The sequence below is a fragment of the Herbaspirillum huttiense genome (genome assembly GCF_047300815.1).
Classification (GTDB): domain Bacteria; phylum Pseudomonadota; class Gammaproteobacteria; order Burkholderiales; family Burkholderiaceae_D; genus Herbaspirillum; species Herbaspirillum huttiense_A.
Genome location: NZ_CP178608.1, coordinates 2771145 through 2795668 on the forward strand (window position 1 = coordinate 2771145; position 24524 = coordinate 2795668).

A 24524-nucleotide genomic window follows, 5' to 3' on the forward strand; every position below is an offset into this window, starting at 1 on the left:
CTACATGAGGTTCGGTTTTACATAATACAAATTATGCGAATTTAAATGTATCCAAGTTTCCCCGCTCCTGCGCCGAGGATCTGCTCAGGCTTCCATAGCGGTCCGGAGCAATCCATATCGGCAGCCGCTGCACCATTGCCTCGCCTGCGAGGATAATGTATTTTCAGGCCACCGGCTGTCGCATCCGGTCTTGCAGCCTGCGCGGGGCCGGCATCACGCCGGCGCGTGCAGTGTGAATGTGGCGCTGATAGTCACTGACGAACTGCTCGAATTGCTCGCGCTCCAGCGGGTGCGAGATGAAATAACCCTGTAGCACATCTACCTGCATGGCAGAGAGAAGATCGAATTGCTGCTGTGTCTCCACGCCCTCCACTACCACCTGGTAACCGAGGTTGCGCGCCATCTGCAACAAGGATTCCAACACCGCACGTTCGCGCGGGTTGGCCACGATATGCTCAATCAGGGAGCGGTCCAGCTTCAGGCTGGTGGCCGGGATGTTCTGTAAATAGGCAATGTTGGAATAGCCGGTTCCGAAATCATCGATGGCAATGTGCGGCCCCAGACTGCGCACCGATGCCAACATCTGCAAGGCTTTCTGATCCGCCATGAGAATGCTTTCGGTGCACTCGATCTCCAATGTGTCTGGCGCGACCCGATGCAGCTTGCACAGATTGGCGATCCGTTCGGCCAGGTCGGTTTCCAGGAAGTTCTTGCCAGAGAGGTTGATGGCCAGACTTGTGAGCAAGCCTATGCGCGTCCAGAGACCCAACTGGCTGATTGCGGTCGTCATGACCCAGTCACTGAAGGGGCGAATCAGCCGGGTCTTTTCGATCAGGGGAATGAACTCGCTTGGGGAGATGTCGCCCAGATCCGGATGATGCCAGCGCACCAAGGCCTCGGCAGAGGATAGTTCCTCCCTGATCAAATCAAGCTTGGGCTGGAAAACCAGCCGCAGATGGTTTTGCTCAATCGCTTCCGGGAAGTCCTGGATCAGGCGGAATGAACGCTGAGCCATTGCATCTTCCTGGCGATCATAGGCTGCCCAGATCTGGTTTCGCGCGCAGGCCACGTGGGCCGCTGACAGTGCCTTGCGATAAACCTCGGCGGGCTTCTCATGGGCGGCGAACTCGACGTAGCCCCCGTAGCCATGCAGCCGCAGCGGAACCTGGCGTGATTTCAGCCGCGACTGCAGAATATCGAATCCGCCATGCAGGATGTCGATGAAACTCTCGGACTCGCCACGGCTGACCAAGACGAATTGTCCGGCGCCAAAATGATAGACGTCGGCATGCGCATGGAAGGTTTCGCTGATGACCAGCGCAATCTTTCGCAGAATGTCCTCATAGACCTCGACGCCGAAGGTAGTCACGATCTCGAAGCCGGTCTCGGCCCGAGGTATCTCCAGGTGAGCCATGATGCGGGGCGCCGGGATCTCTTGCGGAGCAAGGGCGATATCGTCTGCAAGTTGATGACGGTTGGGTAAACCGCTCACCGGATCAACCCGGGCCACTGCCTGCCGCATGGCCATATCCTGTACGACCAGCGAGGCAAGTTCAGTCAGCCATTCTCGTTCGGCAGAAGCAAATTGGCGTGCCTGGCCATGCATGATGCAGAGCACGCCGATGAGATTTGCCTGGGCGCCGCGCAAAGGTACCCCGGCATAGAAGCGTATCCCTCCCGCATCCGGGGTATGCATCCAGGCGGCCAGGCCAGGGTCCTGCAGGATATCTTCCACCACAAGCATCTGGCCGCTCTCGACGATATGGGAACAGAGGGCTTTGGCCCAAGGCGGTACCGATGGCGTGCTGCCCGTCATGCTGACCATGGGCGGGTCGACCAAGGTGAGGACGCAGTCGCTCACCTTGAAGGAGGCTGCGACCAGCTTGGTGATGGCTTCGAAATTCCTGAACATAATTTTGCTGCCTTGGCCGCACGTGCCTGGCGCAGGCGTGTTGGTATCCATGTTCATATTCCCTCTGGCATGTCGGATCTACGGAGCTGGCATTGCTTCGCCGGCATTGTTCAACGGAGCAATGCGCGGCGTTCGCGTTTTCGGCCGGGGTATGGGATGCATGAATGGATGGCCCCGGCCGCCTGAGCAAGTCAGCAATTTCCCCGTGGAGATACTTCTGGAGGGATGGGCCGCTCCACCCAGCGGCCTCGAATTATGGATGTTTACAAACATCTAATTGACCTAATAATAGCAGACAGTATTAATAAAGGATATTAAAATCAAGTCGAGTTAATAGAGCGGAGTGTTGAGTGAAAGTCACGAAAGCCAAGGTTGCGGAGAATCGTGCTGCCCTGCTCGAGGCGGCCATCCATCTATTCCAGCAAAAAGGATTCGATGGCACCAGCGTGGCGGAGATCAGCGCCCGTGCCGGCTTGACGCAGGGTGCGTTCTACGCCCAGTTTGCGTCCAAGGCGGCCATCGCCCAGGAGGCCTGTCGGGAGTCCTTGAATCATCGTCGCGAGGGTTGGCTCGCCGTTCGGGGAAAGGGCCATGATGATTTGCTGGCATACATGGAGCTGTATCTTTCCTGGCGGCATCTCGACAATGTCAGCAAAGGGTGTGCCCTCTCGGCACTGGCGGCCGAGGGACCGCGCGTCGGCGAGGCGGTCCAGCAAGAGTTGACGTTCGGCTACAACGAGTTGGTAACGCTGCTGGCAGAAGCTTTGCCATTGAAGGACGCTCAGCAGGCCAGGAGCAGAGCGATGGTGCTGATGGCCTCCATGACGGGTTGCCTGACCATGGCGCGCGCCGTCCGGGATCTCCACCCGGAGATGGCCGAGCAGATCCTGGTAGCGGCGCGGCGCGAGCTGCGGCACCTGGCCCTTAGCCCGTAAGACTTGCGCTGTACTCCCGCGATGGAAGCACGGGCGAGCGTGGCGCATCAGGCCAGGCTCTGGTTAATCTCTGGTTAATAATCGAGGCCATCGCACTGGCCGGCATGAAGCAACGCAGCGCGCCCAATATCGATGCATGCAAAAATGATGTACATCATCTATTTTGCTTGTTTCTTCTGCTCCGTATCGTCGGCGACATACTGCTTTCAGAGGGCCAGCGTAATGGACGGCGATATCGCATGCGACACGCACGCCGCCAGGAAGCTGGCACGCGTAGCGTCGGTGAGGCAGGTATCGAAGTGCATCGCATGGCCTTCACTGTAGCGCATCACACAACTCCCGCAGTTGCCAGTCTCGCAGGACGAAGGCACCTCCACGCCCCCGTTTCGTAGAGCATCCAGCAGGCGCTGCCCGGGTGCCACGTCGAGCTGGCGTCCGGACGATGCCAGCGTGACCCGATAGCCGTCATGCTGACCCGAAGCTGCCGGTGGAGCAAACGCCTCCACATGCAGGCGCTGCTTCGCCGATCCCGGCATGGCCTGCTGCAATGCGCTTACCATCGCCTGCGGACCGCAGCAATAGACATGCGCATCCTCGGGTAGCGCCGCCACGATGGCCGGCAGATCCAGACGTCCCCTGCCCTCGCCGCTGACATGCAGGTTCAGGTCCGTGCCGCACAGCGCCCGCAAGGCATCGACAAAGGCGGCTTCTTCGGGCCGACGGCAGGTGTAGTACAGACGGTAGCGTTGCCCGCTTCGGCGAAAATGCGCGATCATCGACAGAAATGGCGTGATCCCGATACCTCCCGCGAACATCACGTGCAGACCGTTCCCGTTGGCCGGCGGGTAACTATCCTGCGGCAGTGAGGTGGCGATCACATCGCCCTCCTGCAGCGTCTCGTGCAGCCAGCGCGAGCCGCCCCTGCCGTCGGCCTCAAGCGCCACCGCGATGGCATAGCTGTGATCGTCTCCGGTGGGACACAACGAATACTGGCGCATCCTGCCCCCAGGCAGGTACAACTGCAGATGGCCGCCAGCCGGCGCCGGCGGCAAGGCACTGCCATCGATGGATGCCAGCAAGATGGACTTGATACGCGCGGTTTCGTATTGAATTCGTTCCACCCGCAAAGGCAGCCGCCCCTCGGCGCGGGCTTGCGCAATCACGTGGGCCGCTGTCACGCCCTCCTGGCCCAGGCGCGATTGCCAGTCCTCGGTCTGTTCGCGTTGCAGGCGTTGTGCAAACAGATTGCGCAACAGCGGCGCCAGCAACGGCAGTTCAGCCAGTTCACGGATGACCGCCAGATTGCTGGTATCGACGTAGAGGTGATGCTGGATGCGCGCCAGCGGCCACTGCGGGCAGGGCCGCTCTGCCAGTTGCAGCGTGTCGCGGGGGACAGCCGAGATAAAGCAAATTTTCGGATATAAGCGAAAAAGTAATTTGTGAGGGCCTTATTATTGCCACTTGTTATAAAGAGCCTCCAAAAGCGCAAGGAAAAGCCGAAGTTGGCCGGCTCTTCTTGCGAGCCAGCCAAGATAACGAAAAATTTCGGATGTCAGCGTAAAAGTAACTAAGATGCCCTATGGATGCTGGCTGGGTACGGCGTCCCACTTGGGATTCGGTTTCAAAGGCATTGATCGTCGAATTACGACCCGAAGAGGACGTAAATCTTTCTTCGCAATAAATCGTTTCCGCCTAAATGCGCGCGGCCCTATCATGCGAAAAATTTCTCGTTCTTCTCGAATGCGCTCACGTAGTGGGTTCATGGAATTATAGTTTTCGATTTACATCAAACTTTCCCGGTGTCGGTGCTTAATTCACAACATCATCCCTTGTGCCTGCACTCTCAAACGCCGCACACTGCTCCGCGAGTGGGCATCGCCGACCGCCAGGAGATGCCTCATAGTGTCGCGTCCCGCAAACACCACTATGAAATGAAAGATCAGGTAACGGAGCGACATGCCGAAAGTAAAATCGCCCTTCAAAGATGCCGCAGATCTGCATTACTGGTTCTTGCCGGAGTTGACTATAGAGATAGTGGAAAACCTCCCCAATAAATTGATTTATGCTGGCAACTAGAGTTTCTAATCGCTGGAATATATCTGGAATCTCCAATGATTGCCCGTCTTGCGAGAGTCCGTCATGGGAGTAAGAGATGGTACTACCTTCGGATGCGCGGCATATGCCTATGTCGCTATGCGTAAGCGCATCCCTCATGTGAAGTAGCTGCCAGTACCAATGAGCGTTTGCAAAGGCCTGCTCCAGCTCCGGCGGAAGGCCAGTTAGCTGACCATCACGAACCCGCTGAAACATTTTTCGTGTTGAATCCGGGAATCCTCGACATGTCTTCCTGAAGAGGCAATGTACTATTTGCCGAGCACAATCAACTGCCGAATATAGCTCCTGAATTTCAGACTCGATTACGGCTGCCAATTTTCTTGAGTGTTCAAGTCCTGTGTATCCGTGCGCATTCAAGTATTCCACATCAAGAAGTGCGCCGGCGCGCAAATCTTCGGCAAGTGACCTGAATATTCTTGCCTTATCGAAGTGTCCTGAAATTCCTCTCAGTGCTTTACGAGCTTCGGGACTTAGTTGATGAGTGGACTCGTAGAACTTGGCGTAACGGGTGACCGTTCCCCAGCTTTCAGGCGCGAACAATCGCACATTGGCTGCCTTAGGAGGTCGCGAAGGATTGAGTGACATAGATAATTCGGACCGTAGCCGGTTCGTTATGTAAGGCTGCGAACACGAAACGCGTGTATGACATTCCTCGCCTCTTGGAGGATCTCCGCATAAATGTCTGCGGAAGACTCCCGAATTTTCTCAATTACACGCGGATGTTCCTCTGTGCTAACTGTAAATTCGATTACCCCAAATCGGTTTGCAATCTCGGCGACCGATGCTTTACCCCAGGAATCCTCGGCCATTCCATCAGGATGAAGAACTACACTGTGGAAATACCCTACTTCATTGCGCTGAGTACCTTCAAATAGAGGCGTGAATTTTACTGCCAGGAGAGCGGCAGGCTTCAGGCCAGTAAGTTCATGCATGGCTTCCGCATATGCGGCGCAATTACCAAAGGTGTATTGCGCTGCATTGTAGGCGGGGATATAAGGTTCGATACGCGGCGGAATAGCTGCAAGGTAGTGAGGATTTGCCTTAATTTCTCTGGTCGCACGCGCAATTAACGCCTCATTGGGTTGGCTTCGCAAAGGCAAGGAAGAGAGTTTCGTTTCGTCGTAATAGCGCGTATAGACACCTCCGTTTCCAAATCCGCGCTTGCGGACGATTTTGGAAAGGATGCCTTCATTGAATTCAATAATATTCTTGACGCCTCGCACGTCAAAAATCCGGTCGTGATTGTCTGCGACATATACCCTCAACGCCGTGAGCTGATCGAGTGGTATATCCTCACGTCGTACCGTTGACGTTGACCACCAATCCACGTGCAGAAGCCAACCGGTAAGTCTGGCTAGCGCTACCGCAAAATTAACGCAATCCTCGGCCTCCCACTCTTCGATAGAGTGCGCAGCAAAGGCGGCGCGCTGTTTGATCTTCGCTTGTCCCATTTGTATTCCTTGTTAATGACTGAGTAGCAAATCCTTACCTGTGTGCCATTCTAAATCTGCACAATGCATCCACGGCGGAGTAAAGTGCGATACCTGACAAGTAGTCTGTGGCCAGATTACGGCACTGCCTTTGCAATGTCGGCAGCTTCGTCGACGAGGGGCGCAGCGTTGCTCAGGGTTGATCTAGGGCTGGTGGTGTCTTCGGGATGAGACGTTCCAACATTTCTCGATGGTAAGGGTCGGGTGAATCCACATAGCGCGAAGCCGAACCGACGTTCTTCCAACCCACATACTCCATCAGCGCCTGCATTTCCCAACCATTGGCACTGGCCCAGCTAGCAAAGCCTCGGCGCAACGAGTGCGAGCTATAGAGGTGTACATCCGCGACTCCGGCGGACTTCAATATCCGGCGGAACAACGGGATGATGCTGGCTGCATTGACGGCTCCCCCGCTGATCGTGCCCCATCGATCGATACCTCGAATGACGGCGCCTGATTTGAGGCCGCTGACAGCCAGCCAATCAAGGTAGGCCGCTACCGGGCATAGCTTCGATAATGCCGGCGTCTTGTAGGTGGTGCCCTTAAGGCTTCTATCGGTCTTCGTTCTCGGGAGATAGATGGTCATGCCTTCGCCGGCCACGGCGTCGATGCGCTCGATTTCCAGTCGTGCCAGCTCATCGCTGCGAAAGCCGCGCCAAAATCCAATGAGTAACAGCGTCTTGTCGCGTGTGTGGCGGAGCAGTTCACCGAAGCGGCCCTGTTGCCTCGCCTGCTCGCGCTGCTGTTCCAGCCAGGCGCACGTCTGCTCAAGCGCCTCAAGCTGCAGCGGCTTGGCCCGCTTTTCTTGCGCGGGATGCAGTTCCTGGATGCCGCGCAGCATCTTGCGCACCACGGGTGCCTTGGTCGGGTCCGGAAAGCCTTGGTCGACGTGCCATTGACCCAGGGCAGAGATGCGTTGTTTCAGGGTGTTGTGCGCCAATACGCCTGCATAGGCGGCCAGGTACCGCACGATGCTATCAGCGGTGGCCGGCAAGAAGCCACCCCATTCAATCTCGAAATGGTTCACTGCGGCACGGTAGCTTTTGCGGGTGTTGTCCCGGGTGGCGGCGCGCAGGTAGTCGTCAATCTGGATCATCGTGCTTAAATCTCAAAAAGGCGGCATTACAGGTGGATGGAGTCGGATGAGGCCAATTTTAGCCTATCAGGCGACATAACGAGTCAATATTTAATCTGTAAATCTTACCAGAACACCTCGAAAAGCTCTTCTAATTTAGTATGTAAATACGTATTATGTAATCCATTATCAAAAACAAGGATCGCTATGGCACGCACCGGCTTATACAAATCGGAGGTCAAGAAGGCACGCGACACGCTGCTGGCCATGGGACGACGCCCCTCTGTGGATGCCGTACGCATCGAGTTGGGCAATACCGGGTCGAAGACCACGATTCACAAGTATCTCAAGGAATTGGAGGAAGAAGACGGCGCAACGGCGGTGCCATCGCGTACGATCAGCGAGGCCTTGCAGGATCTCGTGGAACGGCTTGCCGCGCAGCTCCAGGCCGAAGCGGATGCGCAGGTACGCTCTGCCAAATTTGAAGCCGATTCCACCACAGGCCGCTTGCAGGCTGAATTGGAGACCTTGCGTATGACGGCGGCCGACTTGTCAACGCGATTGGCAAAGGCCGACGCTGCGCGACTACATGAGATCCAAGCTCACGAGCACACTCGTGCTCAGTTCCAGGAGCAGACGGCCGCAAACCGCGCGCTTGAGGTGCAAGTGCGCGCCCTTCAAGAGCGCCTTGTGGAAAACGAACAGCACCGCCACTCTTTGGAAGAAAAACACCAGCATGCCCGGGAGGCTCTTGAGCACTACCGAACGGCAACCAAAGAACAGAGAGAACAGGATCTGCGGCGCCATGAGCAGCAAATTCAGACCTTACAGGCCGAGTTGCGCCAGCTCAGACAGGAGGCCATCGTCAAACAAGAGGAAGTGACCCGCGTTAACCAAGAAGGCGTGCGACTCGTAGCGGAGCTGTCGCATGCACAGCAAGCGCTCTATGAGCAACGCAGTGTCGCAGCACGACTTCAGCAAAAACTAGACACGCTACAAGAGGTGGCAAATCGAAATCAGATGCTGGAATCCCAGTTGGCTGATCGAACCGCTGTCAACGAGCAGCTGCAGGCGAGCTTGGCCCATGCGGAGCAAGAAAATGTGACGGCAGCCCAGCTGCTGCAAAAAGCAGAGATCGAACGTGCGGCACTACAGGCAAAGCTGGAGGCACATGAAAGCCTTAGTGCCGAATTGCGCGCTCATTTGAGAGACCCCGGCCCGGGACCTCGAAAAAATAGGCAATCAGAGTCTTAACGACCTTTTCAAGCTGACGCTTAGCCTCTTGCTCCGCGCAGGCGCAGCGCGTTCGCGATCACAGATACGGAGCTCAAGCTCATCGCCAAGGCCGCCAACATCGGTGACAGAAGTTGCCCTGTAAAGGGATAAAGCACGCCTGCAGCCAGGGGAATGCCCAAGGCGTTGTAGAGAAAAGCAAAGCCCAGATTCTGACGCATGTTGCGCACGGTTTCTACCGACAATCCTCTCGCGCGTGCGATGGCCCGCAGGTCGCCCTTCACCAGGGTGACATGAGCGCTATTGATCGCCACGTCGGTGCCCGTTCCCATGGCAATCCCGACATTTGCCTTGGCCAGCGCCGGAGCATCGTTGATTCCATCGCCCGCCATCCCGACGATCTTGCCTTCGGTCTGGAAACGTTCTACGAGCGCGAGCTTGTCTTGAGGCTTGACCTCACCATAGACCTCGGAGATGCCGAGCTTTCCGGCAACAGCTTTCGCCGTGGTTGTGCCATCACCGGTGGCCATGACCACCGTCAGCCCGGCTTCTTTTAGGCTAGCCAGCGCTTCCCGTGTAGTTTCCTTCACGGGATCAGAGACCGCTAGCAGCCCCAAAAGCACGCCGTTTCTCGCTAGATACATCACGCTGGCACCTTCGGCACGCAAAGCTTCTGCTTCAGCCAGCAGCGGTGTCGAAGAGACGCCTTCAGATTCCATCAGCGTGGTATTGCCCAGCGCCATCCGTTCGCCGTTGACCACGCCTCGAACACCTATTCCACTGGAAGATTCAAAGCTGCTGGGTGTCATCAAGGAAAGCTGGCGCCGGCGTGCCTCGGCAACGATAGCGTGCGCTAGTGGATGCTCACTTCCCTGGTCGAGGCTTGCCGCCAGTTGCAACACTTCCGTCTCTTGACTGCCCGGTGCGGCGACTATCCGATCGAATGCTGGCTTTCCTTCCGTCAGGGTGCCAGTCTTGTCGACGATGATCGTATCGAGCTTTTTCATGCTCTCGATGGCCGCTGCGTCTCGGAACAGGATGCCTTGGGTTGCGGCACGGCCAGTGGCGGCCATGATGGACATGGGCGTAGCCAGTCCCAGCGCACACGGGCAAGCGATAATCAGGACCGCAACCGCGTTAACAAAGCCATAGACCCAGCTAGGTTGTGGTCCAAAGAATCCCCAACCTAGAAGCGTCAGTACAGCAATGCCGACCACGATCACGACAAAGTAACCGGCGACGACGTCCGCCAACCGCTGCATGGGCGCGCGTGAGCGCTGGGCTTGGGCGACCATCTGAACGATCTGCGAGAGCATGGTCTGCGACCCGACCTTCTCGGAGCGGATGATCAGGCTTCCGCTGGCATTGATCGTTGCTCCGATAACCTTGTCACCAGGCCGCTTGGTCACGGGTACCGGTTCGCCAGTCAACATCGACTCGTCAATGGCACTCTCTCCCTCAACGACCACCCCGTCAGTAGCGACTTTTTCGCCTGGTCGGACCCGTAGCAGGTCTCCAATGTGAACGTTACTCAAGGGGATATCTTCTTCCGTACCATCTGCAGCGATCCGTCTAGCTGTTTTAGGTGCCAAGCCGAGCAGTGATTTGATGGCGGCAGAGGTCTGCGAGCGCGCCCGTAGTTCCAGGATCTGCCCCAGCAGGGTCAGTGAGATGATGACGGCCGCGGCTTCGAAGTAGACACCGATCCGCCCGTGTTCCATGAAGGCCTTGGGGAATAGCTCGGGGAAGACGGTTGCGACCACACTATAGCCATAGGCCGCTACCACGCCCGTGCTGATCAGGGTCCACATATTGGGACTGCGGTGGACGATCGAGTCGACACCGCGGGTCAAGAACGGCCATCCGGCATACAGGACCACGGGCGTACCGAGCGCGAGCTCGATCCAGCTTTGACCGATCAGGCCATGTGGGAATAGGCGACCGCCTGCCATGGCCAGTACCGTGACAAGCACCGTCAACGGCAACGTGAGCCAGAATCGGCGCTGGAAGTCCCGCAGCTCAGGGTCGTCCTCTTCTTGTTCTGATGGTAGCAGCGGCTCCAGGCTCATCCCACAGATGGGACAATTTCCAGGCGACGCTTGCCTGACTTGTGGGTGCATGGGACAGGTATAGATAGCCCCATCAACCGGCGCGGTGCTCGCCTCGGGCTTTGATGAATCTCCGACAAATGCGGCTGGATTTGCACGGAACTTGCCCATGCACTTGTCACTGCAGAAGTAAAAGTCTCTCCCGCCGTGTTCAATCCTCCGGTATGGATCGGGAGCCACCATCATGTGGCAAACCGGATCAGTCTGGCTTTTTTCCGGGGGCGATCCCGCTTCAATGGCTGGAACTGGTGCGGCGTGATGATCGTGGTGGTGTTCATCCATAGTTACTGCTCTCCCGTGTCAGGCATACCCAGCAGGTAACGTGAGGGACACATGAAGCGCGCCCTCACGTCGTCAGCGGCTTACTTCGACGTTGGAATTTCCATACAGTCCATCATCATCTGCATGGTCATCTGCATCATGTCCATTTGCTTCTGCATCATCGCAGGGGACGGCAGCGATTTATGCTCCGCCCTGGCTGCCATCATGCCTTGCATCATGGCCATACTGTCTTTCATCGTCTTCATGTGGTCCGCCATCAATTGGCGGCGCTCCTCAAAAGAAGCGGTGCTCATCATCTTCTGATGCATCTCGCGCATGGTTTTCATCTGACTATCCATCTGTGCCATGGAGGCACTTGCCGCAGCAGATTTTGCGGGAGATGCAGATGAAGCTGCCTCGGGATGATGTCCTTCATGCTCTGCTGCGTTTTGAGCCAATGCGGCAACCGAAAATGTTGCCATCGCGAGCGTGCCGATCAGGTGGGTGACGCGTTTCATGATTTCTCCTCAATTCGTTAGGAGGCATGCAAATCAGCAGCCTCTATATGAAGTCTAGTGAGCATAGAAAGACTGCAGGTGATGCAAGTCAAAGCTATGTGAAAACGCTGGTAAGCCCGCCACGGACGAAATGTACCCAGGAGCGCAGTAGCGATTAATTTCGTGAGAATTCCTTGCCGGCAAAGTCTAGCGTGACCAACTTTCCGTCCATCTTTCCCATCCCGGGTGAGTTGACGGGCATCCCTGGTACCGCGACACCTTTTGTCGATAGGGATGCGATGAGTTTGGCCACCGCTGGGGCCGGAACATGGCCTTCGATCACCTGGCCCGTTGCTTCGACAACGGCGGTATGGCAGGACTGAAGTGATTCAGGTACGCCCAGGCGCTTTTTGATCGCAGGCATCTCTTTGCTGTCCATGACATGGAGCCTGTAGCCGGCCTGGCTCATGTGTTCTGCCCAAGCCGTGCAGCAGCCGCAGTCTGGGTCTTTGTACACGGTGATGGCTTCCCCGGCCGCGTGCGCAGCAACAGAAGTCAGCGCGAGCAGGCTCGCCAGAAAGAACTTTTTCATCTTTATTCCTTTTACGATAAGGGGCAACGATCCGCCAGCATGTAACTCTCTGTCCTCCTTGGGATTGAACTTATTCGGTCATCGGACCCAAGGTGCCGAGCCAGGAGACCAGCGCCAGAATCAGGAACGCGCAACAGGTTTCGACGAAAAGGCTTCTGCGTAGAGCAGCAATCGCCGTGGCGTGTTTTCCCGAAACTTGGACTCGTTCCAACAACGGGCTTAAGCGGTAGCGATTTGCGGCAGCCAGGGCCAGCATCAAGCCGAACAGGCCGAGCTTGGCGATCAGTAATTGCCCGTAGGGAGAAGAAAAAAGCCCTGTAACGGTAGGGCCGACAATCAGCCAGTAGTTCAGCGCCCCCGTGATCACCAACGATCCAACGATCAGTGTACCCATCAGCGCAAAGCCATTGAGCGTTCGGCTGAGTAGGGAAACATCTGCGGGGTCGTTACCATAACGCAGAACCAACATCAGGATGAACGCTGCCAGCGCACCTACCCAGCCGCCAGCGGCTAGCAGATGGATGATGTCGGCAATCAAGTGAACCTGTCCCCGCGCACCTTCGTCCATGGCGCCGTGACCAGCCCAGGACAGCGTGGCCAAGGCGGTGCCTCCCGCTGCGCTCATCAGAACTGCGCTCGCGGTCGGCCGGACATTCGACAGTAGCGCAGCCATGATGGCCACGAGCAACATCGCCATGCGCAGACACCACGCCAAGCCAAAAGAGGTGTCGGTCAACATCATCTCGAACATGTGCTGTTCAATCGAGTTGATGTCAGTAGCGCCGGTCATCGCCTTGGCCATGAGCAGCATGCTCACCGCCGACAGCGCTAGCCCGATGGCGGCTGCACTTGTCGTCAGTACGACGAACTTCTTACCCAAGGGGGATGAACGCTCAGCCTGGCGCAGTGCATGCAGCTGAAACAGCGGCAGGCCAAAGACAAGCATCAAGTCCAGATACAGCGCAAAGCGCACCAAAACGGTCATCCCGTCCATTACCTGCTCACTTCACCGTGAAAGTAATCTTGCCGGTGATCGGATGGGTATCCGACGAGACCGCGCGCCATTCGATGCTGTACACGCCCGGCATCAACGGTTGGCTCGGGGTGATTACCATGGTCTTGGGATCATCCGAACCCGACACTTTGGCCGCCATCTTCATTGGCGAAGCATGGTTCATACCTGGCATGCTGGTCATCAAGAGGCTGGCGCCGGAGAACTGCTTGGAGAGATTTTCCGAGAAGTGCAGTTCGATCTTTTCCGGCGCACTCACTGTCGAGTTGTCTTCAGGGGTCGAGCCAAGCAGCTTCGGGTGAGCGAATGCTGCGGTAGCGAACGCGGCTGCAGCGATGGTGACGGCTGTTTTAGCGAACAGGGACTGGTAGGACATGGCGATACTCCTTGGAGATGTTGTGGAGGGTTAAAAAGGTGGAGACTTAGAACAAAACGCGTACGCCGGCCACGAGCCTGGTCTCACCGGCATTGCCGCCGGCACCACGTACGAAGCTGGCAGTACGGCCGAAACTCTGGTTGCGCTCAATTCCGACGTAAGGGGCGAATTGGCGGGAGAACTCATGGCGCAGCCGAACGCCATAGGCGGCGCTAGACAGGCCCCGTCCGATGCCAAGCTCAGGATCTTCTTTGCCGTACAGGTTGGCCTCGACGCGAGGTTGAAGCACCCAACGCTGGGTCAACAACACCTCGTATTCGGCCGCCAGGCGCAAGGCGGTCCGACCTTGCTCTCCAACGTAGCCTGTCGCCTCTACTTCAAACCAGTACGGGGCCAGTCCCTGGACGCCGAAGGCGAGCCAATTGCGACCAGGTCGATTGCTGCCGACGTCGACGCGAAGGCCGAGCTGGGTGTCCCAATAGGGAGTAATCGCATGGCTCCACAGCAATTCGGTCCGGGCATCACCTACGCGGCCTTGTTCGATATCGCCTTCGGCTTTGAGGTAGAACTTGTCATACGAATTGCCGATCCAGCCTTGGGTATCGTAGGCGACAGAATTCCCATTGCGGGTATGAACACGCTCCAGGCGATCCACCAGGAAGGAACCGAAGGAATGCATATCGGACATCATCAATGCGCTGGTGTCTTTCTGGGCATAGGGGCCGGTATTGAGAGTGTAGCCGTTGGAATAGCCATGGGGGTCTCGGGCATCTGCGGGCGCTGTCGAACTGGAGCCCATATCCATGCCCCCCATGTCCATCCCGCCGTGGTTCATGCCGGCGTGGTTCATCGCCCCATGATCCATTGGCACCGTCGGACTGGCGGTGCCGCCGTCCATGCTGTCCATGCTGTCCATGGTGGTCATCGCCGGCTGCGAGGTCGAGCCAGCTGCAGGCGCGGTATGGCCTTCGTGAGACTGGGCCAATGCTGCACTCATGCTTGCCGATGCAACGGCCAGCACGAGAATCTGAGTTGAATAGCGGGTAAGAGTCATTCTAGGTATGCCTTTCGGTGCAGGTCCTGGTTAGCTGACGACGACTTCACGGAACATGCCCATATCCATGTGGTACATGAGATGGCAATGCCAGGCCCAACGGCCCAAAGCATCCGCTGTGACCAGGAAACTGATGCGCTGGGCCGGCTGTACCGGAATGGTGTGACGTCGCGCGAGGAAGTCTCCGTTGGGCGTCTCCAATTCGCTCCACAGACCATGCAAGTGCATGGGGTGGGTCATCATGGTGTCGTTGTGCAGAATGACCCGCAGGCGTTCGCCATAGCGGAAATGAATGGGCGTCGACTTGCCGAACTCTAAACCGTCGAGCGACCAGGCGTAACGTTCCATATTGCCGGTCAGATGAAGTTCGACTTCACGCTCGGGGCCACGATTGTCCAGCGGGCCGCCAATCGTGTGCATGTCGGCCAAGGTCAGTACGCGGCGGCCATTGTTACGCAAGCCCACCCCTGGATCATCCAGATTGGTACGGGCACTATCGACCCGGGCGTCTGTGCTGGGACCATATTCGGTCTTGGCATGGCGCGCTTTCTTGCTGGGCACCTTCAGAGGATTAGCCGAGGCCATCTGGTGCTGGCTATGATCCATCCCCTGCATCGGTTGCGCCCCGGATTTGCCGTCCATGGAATCCATACTGTCCATGCTCGACATCGAGTCCATGCCGCTCATGGACGACATACCCGCCATCGCACCGTGATTCATGTGGCCCATGGCCCCATGATCCATGCCGGCCATGGAAGACATGTCGCCCATCATGTCACCCATGCTGAGCCACTCCGGTTTGTCGACTGCCGGCACCGGTGCTGCCAGCCCCGCACGCGTGGCCAGCGTGCCACGAGCGTAGCCGGTGCGCTCCATCGTCTGCGCAAACACGGTATAGGCATCTTCCTTGGGCTCGACGACCACGTCACACGTTTCGCCCGGGCCGAAGCGGAATTCGTCCACGCTCACCGGTTCGATGTCCACGCCGTCCACCTGCACCACCTTCAACTTCAATCCGGGAATGCGTACGTCATAGAAGGTGTTGCCAGATCCGTTGATACAGCGCAGGCGGACTTTCTCGCCAGCCTTGAACAATGCAGTCCAGTTGCCGGCCGGCGTGACGCCGTTAGCGAGGAAGGTCAGAACAGCTGCGGACAAGTCCCCCAAATCCGTGGGATTCATGCGCATCTCATTCCACATCGCACGATTATCCAAGGCAGCCTTCACGCCATCTTTGCGTGCATCGCGGACAAAATCCCCAGCCGTCACACGGTTCAGATTGTAGATATCCCCTTGTTTTTTGAGTTTGGAGAGTACTGACATCGGATTCTCATCCATCCAGTCCGAGAACAAGATCACGTGTTCTCGGTCGGCCAGCTTTTTGCCGGCGTCAATGGGGTCGATGACGATCGCACCATACATCCCGGTTTGCTCCTGCATCCCCGAGTGGGAGTGATACCAGTAGGTACCGCTTTGCTTTACCTTGAATTTATAGGTGAAGGTCTCTCCAGGGGCGATGCCAGCAAAGCTGATCCCAGGGACACCATCCATCTGGAACGGCAAGATAATGCCGTGCCAGTGAATCGAGGTATGTTCGCGCAGCTTGTTGGTGACGTTGATCGTGACCATCTCGCCTTCTTTCCAGCGCAAGGTTGGTCCTGGCAGAGAGCCGTTGATCGTCGTAGCGACGGTCTGCTTACCTGTGAAATTGACAGGCGTTTCTGCGATCACAAGGTTAAACACGTTACCTGTGAGAACGGGCGCTGCCGAGGGGCTCGCCGGGGCTTCGGCAGCTTGAGCCACCGCTTGCAGGGCACGCGACGACAGCCCCAGAAGGACACCTCCAGCGGCCAGCCCTTTGACAAAACGGCGACGGGAATTCAAAGGGAACGATGAGTTCGACATAGGATAAAACTCTCCGAAATGGGGATATGGCGCTGATGATAAGTAGCGCTGGCGATCAGTCGGATTACCCGCGCATTACATTCCTGTAATGATTGCGTCATCTTTGCGAACTCGACGTACCATGTATCCATCTTCTTATGTGTTCTCAAAATGAAACTTCTTGTGGTCGAAGATGAGCCCAAAACGGGCGAATACATTCAGCGTGGACTTACCGAAGCCGGGTTCGTTGTCGATTTGGCAAAAAATGGCTTGGACGGTTATCACCTGGCCATGACCGAGCCGTATGACCTGGTCATCTTGGATGTCATGCTGCCCGACGTGGATGGCTGGCGTATCGTCCAGTCCCTTCGTGATGCCCAAAAGACGGTCCCTGTCTTGTTCCTGACGGCGCGGGATAGCGTCTCCGACAGGGTCAAGGGGCTGGAAATGGGGGCAGACGACTATCTCGTCAAACCATTTGCCTTTTCTGAACTGCTGGCCAGGGTACGCACCTTGCTGCGCCGGGGTAGCAACGTGGTACTGCAAGATCGTTTGACGGTCGCAGACTTGGTGCTCGATCTCCCTCGACGCAGCGCCAGCAGAGGCGGCCGAAAGCTGGTGCTTACAAGCAAGGAATTCGCGTTACTTGAGTTCTTGGCACGGCGCCGTGGTGAGGTGCTACCTCGTTCACTGATTGCATCCCAGATCTGGGACATCAATTTCAACAGTGACTCGAACGTCATCGATGTGGCCATCCGGCGCCTGCGCGCCAAGGTAGATGACGGCTTCGATCACAAGCTGATTTTGACAGTACGAGGGGTGGGATACATTCTGGATGACGCTGACGCGCCCGGGAGCGCCGCGTGATTCGCCAACGGTCCCTGACCGTTCGTCTCACCGCGCTGTTTGCCCTAGCATCTACGGCTGTGCTGGTGGGCCTTGGGCTGCTCATTATGTCCACCGTGGCCAAGCACTTTACCGACCAGGACGAGCAGCTGCTAGAAAAGGAGCTTGAGCTCATCCGCATGGTAGTCAACGAGCGCGGTGCCGGTGCCATCACCAGTACGTTCGGCGAAGCATTGCACAACCACCCGGGCTTTTTCGTTCACATCAGCTCGGCCGGTGGCCAACCCATGTATTCGACGCTTGCCGACGCGACCCAGCCAATCCTGGCGGCAGCCAAACGTGTCGCCAGCAGTCATTCGTTCTCCGTCGATGCAGGCCAGCATCAGGAGTTTCAGGCAATTAAAGCCTACTTGAAAGACGACAAAAGCGGCGAGCAGCTGCAAGTCATTGTTGCGGTCGACACGGAAATCCATGACCACTTCATGCGCAATTTCCAGACGACGTTGATTTTGTATGTGGCGGGATCTGCGGTGATTGTGGTCTTGCTCAGCTGGTGGGCCGCCCGGCGTGGGTTAGCCCCGCTACGAGCGATGTCGGACAAAGTGCAAGCCGTCTCTTCGCATAACTTTGGCGAACGCACGCCCATCGAGACGTTACCGGTTGAAATCGCCGACCTGGCGGCCAAGCTGAACGCCATGCTGGAACGTCTCCAGCAAGATTTCCATCGCATCACCAACTTTTCGACCGATATCGCCCACGAGCTGCGCACGCCTATCACCAACTTGCTCACGCAAACGGATGTGGTCTTGACCCAGCAGCGCACCAATGAGGCCTACCGGGACACACTTTCCTCGAATGCCGAGGAATTGCAGCGGCTGGCCAGAACCATTTCCGACATGCTGTTCCTGGCCCAGACGGAAAACGGCATCAGTCTGCCCAGCTATGAGCCGCTCAAGCTCCAGGACGAAATTACCGAGCTTTTAGACTTCTATGATGCCTTGGCAGAAGAAAAAGGCGTGAATCTACAGTTGACGGGCGATGCCATCGTCCGGGGGGATCGCTTGATGGTCCGCCGCGCGTTGAGCAACCTGATCTCCAATGCCATGCGCTACACGCCAGCGGCTGGAAGCATCGCGGTATCGATCGCCAGGTCTGAAGGCGACGTGCTGGTAGCCGTCGAGAATGACGGCCCCGAAATCCCGGAGGAGCATCTTCCTCACTTGTTTGACCGGTTTTACCGAGCAGACAAGTCCCGCACCAAGCTTGATACCGATTCCGCTGGACTGGGCTTATCCATCACGCAGGCCATTATGCGGGCCCACCAGGGGAACGTCACCGTACGCTCGTCACAGGGGAAAACGCGCTTCACGCTGCGATTCCCTAATATGACGTTCTAGCAGCGTCTCCAGTGCTGTCCTGACGATCTATGCGATGGTCTCGCCTGCAGAGGCTGGAGGCAATTCACGAAAAGCGTAGCAATTTGCCTTGGCGTCATTCAGGGCGTGATGCTCGGGCAGCTTATTCTGCTTGTGGAACTCGTACCGCAATAGCTCATTGATACGGTCAGCAACAAGCCGGCGCCGACACCATGGCGGCACCCGTCCATCCAACACATCGTAGAAGAGATCCCAATCCGTCTGGTAGTCGTAGCAAATGAAGACTTCTTGGTCCTTCGGCCGTACCAGCCTGAGCCAATTGGTCATCTGCAGGTAGAGTTCATCCTTGGTCATTTCCGCATGTGGTGCGTATCCCAGGAGCGGAAGGACGGCGGCCTTGACGAATTCGCTGCATTCGCGAACCTCGTAGGGAAGCTCGGCGTAAAACTCCTCGCCGCTTTGTGCGACCAGGCCGATGCTGATCAACTGCGGATCGAGAAAATCGGTGAACTCGGTGTCGATGAATACGTTGAATGACATCCTCTGGTCCTTTACGAAACAACCACGCTCGCTTGGCGCTGCTCCGCGAGCGTGGCGTGTCCCAATACCCAGGGCATCAGCCTGGCGATATTGATTGCATCATCCAACCCGCGATGATGCTGCCCCTCTCGGCTGATCCCGCTCAGCGCGCACGCTCGGACCATGCCCACTTCCTTGCCGATGCGCTGGGCCTTCGCAAACAGTCGCTTGGCATTCTGGTGGGGCATGGTCAAGGGCATTGCGATCCCGTGACGCTGGGCGTCCCTGGTCAGTTGCTTGTGGTCATAGTTTCCCCAGCTCATCCAGACGGTATCGGGCGACACCACGTCGTTGATGAAGGCCCGCAACGCCTGCGCGGCGACGGGAAACATTGGTGCCTGATCCACTTCTTCTTGCGTGATGCCGATCAACTGCTTGCAAAATGGCGTGAGTATCGGTCGCGCCAGCGGCCTGACCAAGTGCTGAAACCGCTCAAGCACCACGCCACCTTCGGTGGTCCAGCAGGCACCGATTTCAATGATTTCCATCTCTTCCGGCGGGATGCTGCCGTCGTCCGAACAGGTCGCCTCCAGGTCAACTACGAGAATTCTTGCCACGTTATCCTCTGATGATGGCTATGGTCCGGCGTAGAGGACAATTTCGCATGCGAAATTACCTGCCTTTAGTCACAATAGGGGGACAGTAGCTTCTGCGACTTGAGCCGGCTCAAGTTGGACTAGCTGATAGCTATCAGCTAGCTGAGAAATTCTTACTGCTGAATTTTCGGCTTACGCGAGCGGAAAATATTCGCCCATTCATTGAGCGCGATGGCAGGGTGGTGACGGCGATCGCACCGTCATGAATGGACAGGAACACACGTTGGCCAATCTTCCAGTCCGTCAACGCCTTCGGCCATGAGACTTTGCCGCCGCGTTCGAGGATGGTTGAGTAGGTTTGACGTTTTTTCATTGGCTGCGGGGATCCCCAAAAATACAAAGTTGATGGGCCGATGGCCACGATTTGAGCTATTTCATGACACAGTTTAGTGCATCTCGTGCCCACAATTTATTCATGTCGTGATTCGAGGCTGAGCAAGGCATTCAGGATAAGCGAGAGCGTGAAAATTTGCCATTGACAACGACGCGGCGGCTGATGCAATGTCCCGGAAGCCGCAAAAATTCCCCATGTTCTTTCAATGATTTCGCCTTTGAACGACTCCGCCAAGGAATACTCGCACCATGGCCAGTATCGAACGGACCGCGTATCCAAGATTTCCGCGAACGCTCACGCTTAAAGACCTTCAGACAACCTTCACACCCCGTCCGGAAGAAGCCGAATGGGCGCAAAGTTTTGCCAGATTGCCAGCACGTAGGCTGGCGTTGCTGGTCAATCTGAAGTGTTTTCAATTCCTCCGATATTTTCCGCCCATCGATTCCATTCCAGGCGAGGTAGTTGAGCACATATCCGCCAGCCTCGGGATGCAGCCGGTGCTGAAGATATCGTATCCGGACACGGACACCTCCCCTTATCGACACCACAAGGCGATACGCGCTCTCCTTGGGGTCAAGACCTATGACCAGGTCAAGACAAAGGCACTTGCCATTGACATCGCCGAACGGGCAGCCGCTGTGGTGGACACGCGCGTTGATATCATCAACATCACGATTGAAGAGTTGGTCCGACTGGGATACGAATTGCCAGTGTTCAGTACCCTGGACAATATTGCTGAACAGGCCCATGCGCGAGCAGAATCGATCTTTTACACCGAGATAGGGCAGCGTCTCTCATCTACGCAAAAACGCTGGCTCGACGGGCTTCTCGAAACAGATTTGCCACAGCGCAGAACCCTCTATCACCAAATAAAGCAATCGGCAAAGAAGGCTTCCAGAAAGCATCTCGATCTTGTGATTGACCAACTCAATTGGCTTGAGTCGCTTCCCGATGCCAGTGAGCTTCTGCGCGATGTTCCCGCTAACAAGCTGCGACATTTGTCGGAGCGTGCGGCTGTCCTGGATGCCGCCGAAATGAAGAACTACCGGCCGCAGAAGCGCTACACCCTCATTCTTGCTTTGATATGTCATATGCGGGTAGCTGCTCGTGACGATATCGCCGAGATGTTCATCCGGCGGATAGGCGCAATTCACAAAAGTGCCCGAGAGGAACTGATAGTTCTGCAGGCGAAGCAACGAGAGCTAAGTGAGGATCTCGTCGCCACATTGGAACAGGTCGTTGAGATTCTAGCTGAAGGCTTGGAGGACGCCCCTACAGGAAAACGCATCCGTGAACTCTTGGCTCCGCATGGAAGCCTTGATCGCTTACATGGCGACTGCGAGGCTATCCGCGTGTGGAGCGGTGGCAATCATCTTCCATTATTATGGAAACCATACAAATCGTGGCGTGCGGCGATGTTCCAGATGGCCAAGGTATTGGTGTTCAACCCGGCCACTCAAGATAAAACATTGTTGAAGGCTTTGGAAGTCGTGTTGGAAAACGAACATCGCAAAGCTGAATGGATCAGCGACGAAGTCGATCTATCCTTTGCGTCGGAACGCTGGCGCAAGCTGGTGCGGCGCTCCCACGGCCTCGGCAATCCTACCAATCGGCGTTATCTTGAGGTGTGTGTTTTCTCGCACCTGGCCAGCGATCTGCGCAGCGGGGACATGTGTATCGAGGGTGCCGGCACATTTGCCGATTATCGGGATCAGTTGCTTCCCTGGAGTGAATGCGAGGCGCTACTCGCTGACTATTGCGATCGAATCAGCATCCCCAGCACCGCTGACAGCTTTGTCGATCACTTAAAGAATTTGTTGGCAGACACCAGTTCGCAAGTCGACAACGAATTTCCCAATCACGCGGGTGACGTCACAATCAGCCCCAATGGTGAACCCACATTGCGGCGAGTCACGGCACGAGAAATCCCGGCTTCGGCCATCGCGCTCCAGGCGGCCATCGAAAATCGTCTGGTGCCACGTAATCTGCTCGATATCCTGGCTAACATCGAACACTGGACCGGTTTTACTCGGAATTTCGGCCCCCAGTCCGGCGATGACCCCAAATTGAGGAATGCGCGAGAGCGATATCTTCTTACCGTCTTTGCAATGGGTTGCAACCTGGGACCGCATCAGGCTGCACGGCACCTTTCCAACGGCGTGACCCCTCACCAGCTTTCCTATGTCAATCAGCGTCACATGAGCCTTGAGCAGCTGGATAGCGCCTGCCGCGACCTGACCGAGCTCTACCTGCGGCTAGATCTGCCAAAATTGTGGGGCGATGGTAAAAAGGTCGCCGCCGACGGTACGCACCTTGATATATACGAGCAAAACATGCTCGCTGGCATGCATTTCCGGTACCGCAAGATGGGCGCAGTCGCGTACCGACATGTTGCAGACAACTACATTGCGAATTTCCGCCACTTCATACCGCCGGGTATGCTGGAGGCAATCTATGTGATCGAAGGGCTGCTTAAAGCGGGCCTGAGTGTGCAACCGGACACGGTCTACTCGGATACACATGGGCAATCGGAGGTGGTCTTTGCGTTCACGTACTTGAACGGAATCCAGTTGATGCCCCGAATCCGCAACTGGAAGGATCTGAAATTCTATAAGGCGGAGAAAGGAACACGATATAAGCACATTGATCGGCTCTTTAGCGATGTCATCGACTGGAAGCTCATTCGGAACCACTGGAAGGACCTCATGCAGGTCGCTATCTCAATCCAGCAAGGGCGCGTGGCATCACCCATGCTATTGCGCAAGCTAAGCCACGACGGTCGCCATAACCGCCTTTTTGCGGCATCTCGCGAACTGGGGAGAGTTCTTCGCACGGTTTATCTTTTACGCTGGATTTCTCAGAAGGAAATGCGTCAGGAGGTCACTGCAACAACGAACAAGATCGAGTCTTATCACGCATTTACCAAATGGCTGGACTTCGGGGGCGATGTCATCACGGAGAATGATCTGAATGAGCAGCAGAAGCGGATTCGCTATATTGATCTAGTGGCGTCGGCGGTGATCTTGCAGAACACGGTCGACATGATGCGCATTATTCAAGAACTGTACGCCGAGGGTGAAAACATCGCCGTAGAAGATGCAGCGTTCATGAGTCCGTACGGCACCACCGGGGTCAAGCGGTTTGGCAATTACCATCTGGACCTGAAACGGCCGCCAGAGGCATGGTTAAAAGAATCGCTGTTCCGGCAGGCGGCAAAACGCGCGAGGGAACAAGCGACTAAGGACGCAGAAGGAGCAGCATGACAATGCATCACCGAACTACACTGAGCGCATACGGGCTAGTCGATGCACGGGCCTTAACCGAACTGGAGGAGGGTTTCGATACATCCGCCATCCTTCGGATGGTCGACCAGCTCGATGACATGGTCGATCAGCTGCGCTCTGAGGATGGTTTGCGTGACGAATTGCTGAGACTGCACGGTATGGCCCACACCGTCATCAACGGCGCCGGAATTTCCGTTCCTACGGGGGAGGACACCATCACGGAAGTTGCCTTCGACACCATCGCCAGTATCCATAGCCTCCGCGCCACTATGCAGTCGTGGCTTCTGATACTAGAGCCGCTGGAAAAGCTGACACCCAAAAATTTGGCATAAAAATCGGTTTCTATATTACTTTTAGGCTTATATCCGAAAATTTGCTTTATCTCGGCTGGCTCCCGTCGCCGGCCTGGATCGTACCGGGCTGCAGGACACGGTAATACCAGCCAGTCTTGCAGATCTGCTGCACGCTCACCGCCATGCCCGCAATGTCGAAACGATGGTTGAGGCGTATGCACGGCTGGCGCGGCATCGATACCTGCAGCCGTACCTCGCCTACGGTCACGATGTCGCCGATACAGACGGTGCTTTCGTCCCAGCCGTCAGCCACGAAATTCTCGCCGAAACCGCCGGCCACCATGCGGTCGACCCGGTTCGGATAACGTTGCCGCCAATATTCGTAGTGCTGCAGTGGGTAGTGCAGGATGGCCTGCTCCGGGCCTCCGTGCAGGTGCGGCGCGCCGTATTCATCGCCGCGCACGGCGCTGTCGGTGATTTCCGCTCGCCCCGCCAGCGGCTGCTTGTCGATCGCCGAGATCAAACCGCTGGCCGCCAGGCTGGCTTTCTTGCCGATGCGGATTTCGGCAAGACGAATATCAGGGATGATTTTGGCGACGGACATGGAAGCTCCTCAATACCGGATGAATGAAGCCGGAGACGGTCCGGCGCCTTCGCGCCGACGCTCTCTGG

At 56.6% G+C, this 24524-nt stretch carries 21 protein-coding genes; 6 read left to right on the forward strand and 15 right to left on the reverse strand.

All coding sequences use genetic code 11. The features are described from left to right. Window positions 1–163: 163 nt before the first annotated feature. A complete protein-coding gene (locus tag ACLRDN_RS12835; protein ID WP_413456577.1) occupies window positions 164–1963 on the reverse strand; it encodes an EAL domain-containing protein in 1800 nt (599 codons plus the stop codon). Between the two features lie 299 nt (window positions 1964–2262). Between ACLRDN_RS12835 and ACLRDN_RS12840 the strand changes: the two genes are divergently transcribed. After that, on the forward strand, window positions 2263–2847 hold the full coding sequence (locus tag ACLRDN_RS12840) for a TetR/AcrR family transcriptional regulator (RefSeq protein ID WP_413456578.1): 585 nt from the start codon (window positions 2263–2265) through the stop codon (window positions 2845–2847). A 206-nt stretch (window positions 2848–3053) separates the two neighbouring features. On the opposite strand, the gene ACLRDN_RS12845 is transcribed toward ACLRDN_RS12840, so the two are convergent. The 3 genes from ACLRDN_RS12845 to ACLRDN_RS12855 all read right to left on the reverse strand — a co-directional run bounded on the left by ACLRDN_RS12845 (window position 3054) and on the right by ACLRDN_RS12855 (window position 7548). Further along, a complete protein-coding gene (locus tag ACLRDN_RS12845; protein WP_413460390.1) occupies window positions 3054–4259 on the reverse strand; it encodes a PDR/VanB family oxidoreductase in 1206 nt (401 codons plus the stop codon). 1314 nt (window positions 4260–5573) lie between these two features. Continuing rightward, a complete protein-coding gene (locus tag ACLRDN_RS12850) occupies window positions 5574–6413 on the reverse strand; it encodes a hypothetical protein (RefSeq protein WP_413456579.1) in 840 nt (279 codons plus the stop codon). A 172-nt stretch (window positions 6414–6585) separates the two neighbouring features. Next, window positions 6586–7548, reverse strand: coding sequence for a site-specific integrase (locus ACLRDN_RS12855; protein ID WP_413456580.1), 963 nt, complete (start codon window positions 7546–7548; stop codon window positions 6586–6588). Between the two features lie 186 nt (window positions 7549–7734). On the opposite strand from ACLRDN_RS12855, the gene ACLRDN_RS12860 reads away from it, so the two are divergent. Further along, window positions 7735–8781: a DNA-binding protein gene (locus tag ACLRDN_RS12860; protein WP_413456581.1), complete on the forward strand. Its 1047-nt coding sequence runs from the start codon at window positions 7735–7737 to the stop codon at window positions 8779–8781. A 20-nt stretch (window positions 8782–8801) separates the two neighbouring features. Here the strand turns inward: ACLRDN_RS12860 and ACLRDN_RS12865 are convergent, their stop codons facing one another. The 7 genes from ACLRDN_RS12865 to ACLRDN_RS12895 all read right to left on the reverse strand — a co-directional run bounded on the left by ACLRDN_RS12865 (window position 8802) and on the right by ACLRDN_RS12895 (window position 16565). Further along, on the reverse strand, window positions 8802–11150 hold the full coding sequence (locus ACLRDN_RS12865; RefSeq protein WP_402709826.1) for a heavy metal translocating P-type ATPase: 2349 nt from the start codon (window positions 11148–11150) through the stop codon (window positions 8802–8804). Between the two features lie 80 nt (window positions 11151–11230). Then, the gene (locus ACLRDN_RS12870; protein ID WP_222200428.1) at window positions 11231–11647 is read right to left on the reverse strand and encodes a hypothetical protein; all 417 of its coding nucleotides are present in this window, start codon (window positions 11645–11647) and stop codon (window positions 11231–11233) included. A gap of 154 nt (window positions 11648–11801) precedes the next feature. Next, complete coding sequence (locus ACLRDN_RS12875) at window positions 11802–12218, reverse strand: DUF411 domain-containing protein (RefSeq protein ID WP_222200427.1); 417 nt, start codon at window positions 12216–12218, stop codon at window positions 11802–11804. A 70-nt stretch (window positions 12219–12288) separates the two neighbouring features. Continuing rightward, window positions 12289–13212 carry a copper homeostasis membrane protein CopD gene (gene copD, locus ACLRDN_RS12880; RefSeq protein WP_413456582.1) on the reverse strand — a complete coding sequence of 308 codons (924 nt, stop codon included), beginning with the start codon at window positions 13210–13212 and terminating at the stop codon, window positions 12289–12291. Between the two features lie 7 nt (window positions 13213–13219). Next, window positions 13220–13606 carry a copper homeostasis periplasmic binding protein CopC gene (gene copC, locus ACLRDN_RS12885; RefSeq protein WP_008328778.1) on the reverse strand — a complete coding sequence of 129 codons (387 nt, stop codon included), beginning with the start codon at window positions 13604–13606 and terminating at the stop codon, window positions 13220–13222. A 46-nt stretch (window positions 13607–13652) separates the two neighbouring features. Next, window positions 13653–14660, reverse strand: a complete 1008-nt coding sequence (locus ACLRDN_RS12890; RefSeq protein WP_413456583.1) for a copper resistance protein B — start codon at window positions 14658–14660, stop codon at window positions 13653–13655. Window positions 14661–14690: 30 nt separating this feature from the next. Then, window positions 14691–16565, reverse strand: coding sequence for a copper resistance system multicopper oxidase (locus ACLRDN_RS12895; RefSeq protein WP_413456584.1), 1875 nt, complete (start codon window positions 16563–16565; stop codon window positions 14691–14693). A 150-nt stretch (window positions 16566–16715) separates the two neighbouring features. On the opposite strand from ACLRDN_RS12895, the gene ACLRDN_RS12900 reads away from it, so the two are divergent. Together ACLRDN_RS12900 and ACLRDN_RS12905 are read left to right on the forward strand one after the other, a co-directional pair. Beyond that, window positions 16716–17411 (forward strand): heavy metal response regulator transcription factor, encoded by a 696-nt coding sequence (locus ACLRDN_RS12900; protein ID WP_284079440.1) that lies wholly within the window; start codon window positions 16716–16718, stop codon window positions 17409–17411. Beyond that, window positions 17408–18787: a heavy metal sensor histidine kinase gene (locus ACLRDN_RS12905; RefSeq protein ID WP_413456585.1), complete on the forward strand. Its 1380-nt coding sequence runs from the start codon at window positions 17408–17410 to the stop codon at window positions 18785–18787. The genes ACLRDN_RS12900 and ACLRDN_RS12905 overlap by 4 nt, the downstream gene beginning before the upstream one ends. A 27-nt stretch (window positions 18788–18814) precedes the next feature. Here ACLRDN_RS12905 and ACLRDN_RS12910 read toward each other — a convergent pair whose 3' ends face one another. The 3 genes from ACLRDN_RS12910 to ACLRDN_RS12920 all read right to left on the reverse strand — a co-directional run bounded on the left by ACLRDN_RS12910 (window position 18815) and on the right by ACLRDN_RS12920 (window position 20254). Then, window positions 18815–19306, reverse strand: coding sequence for a 3'-5' exoribonuclease (locus ACLRDN_RS12910; protein WP_077235688.1), 492 nt, complete (start codon window positions 19304–19306; stop codon window positions 18815–18817). An 11-nt stretch (window positions 19307–19317) separates the two neighbouring features. Beyond that, window positions 19318–19902 (reverse strand): exonuclease domain-containing protein, encoded by a 585-nt coding sequence (locus ACLRDN_RS12915; protein WP_413456586.1) that lies wholly within the window; start codon window positions 19900–19902, stop codon window positions 19318–19320. A 133-nt stretch (window positions 19903–20035) separates the two neighbouring features. Continuing rightward, entirely contained in the window at window positions 20036–20254 is a 219-nt protein-coding gene (locus tag ACLRDN_RS12920; RefSeq protein ID WP_284077789.1) for a hypothetical protein, read from the reverse strand. A gap of 269 nt (window positions 20255–20523) precedes the next feature. Between ACLRDN_RS12920 and ACLRDN_RS12925 the strand changes: the two genes are divergently transcribed. Then, window positions 20524–23538 (forward strand): Tn3 family transposase, encoded by a 3015-nt coding sequence (locus ACLRDN_RS12925; protein ID WP_284077787.1) that lies wholly within the window; start codon window positions 20524–20526, stop codon window positions 23536–23538. Further along, a complete protein-coding gene (tnpC, locus tag ACLRDN_RS12930; protein ID WP_284077786.1) occupies window positions 23535–23891 on the forward strand; it encodes a Tn3 family transposase post-transcriptional regulator TnpC in 357 nt (118 codons plus the stop codon). The genes ACLRDN_RS12925 and tnpC overlap by 4 nt, the downstream gene beginning before the upstream one ends. Before the next feature lie 46 nt (window positions 23892–23937). On the opposite strand, the gene ACLRDN_RS12935 is transcribed toward tnpC, so the two are convergent. Next, complete coding sequence (locus tag ACLRDN_RS12935; RefSeq protein ID WP_413456587.1) at window positions 23938–24456, reverse strand: MOSC domain-containing protein; 519 nt, start codon at window positions 24454–24456, stop codon at window positions 23938–23940. Window positions 24457–24524: the final 68 nt, after the last annotated feature.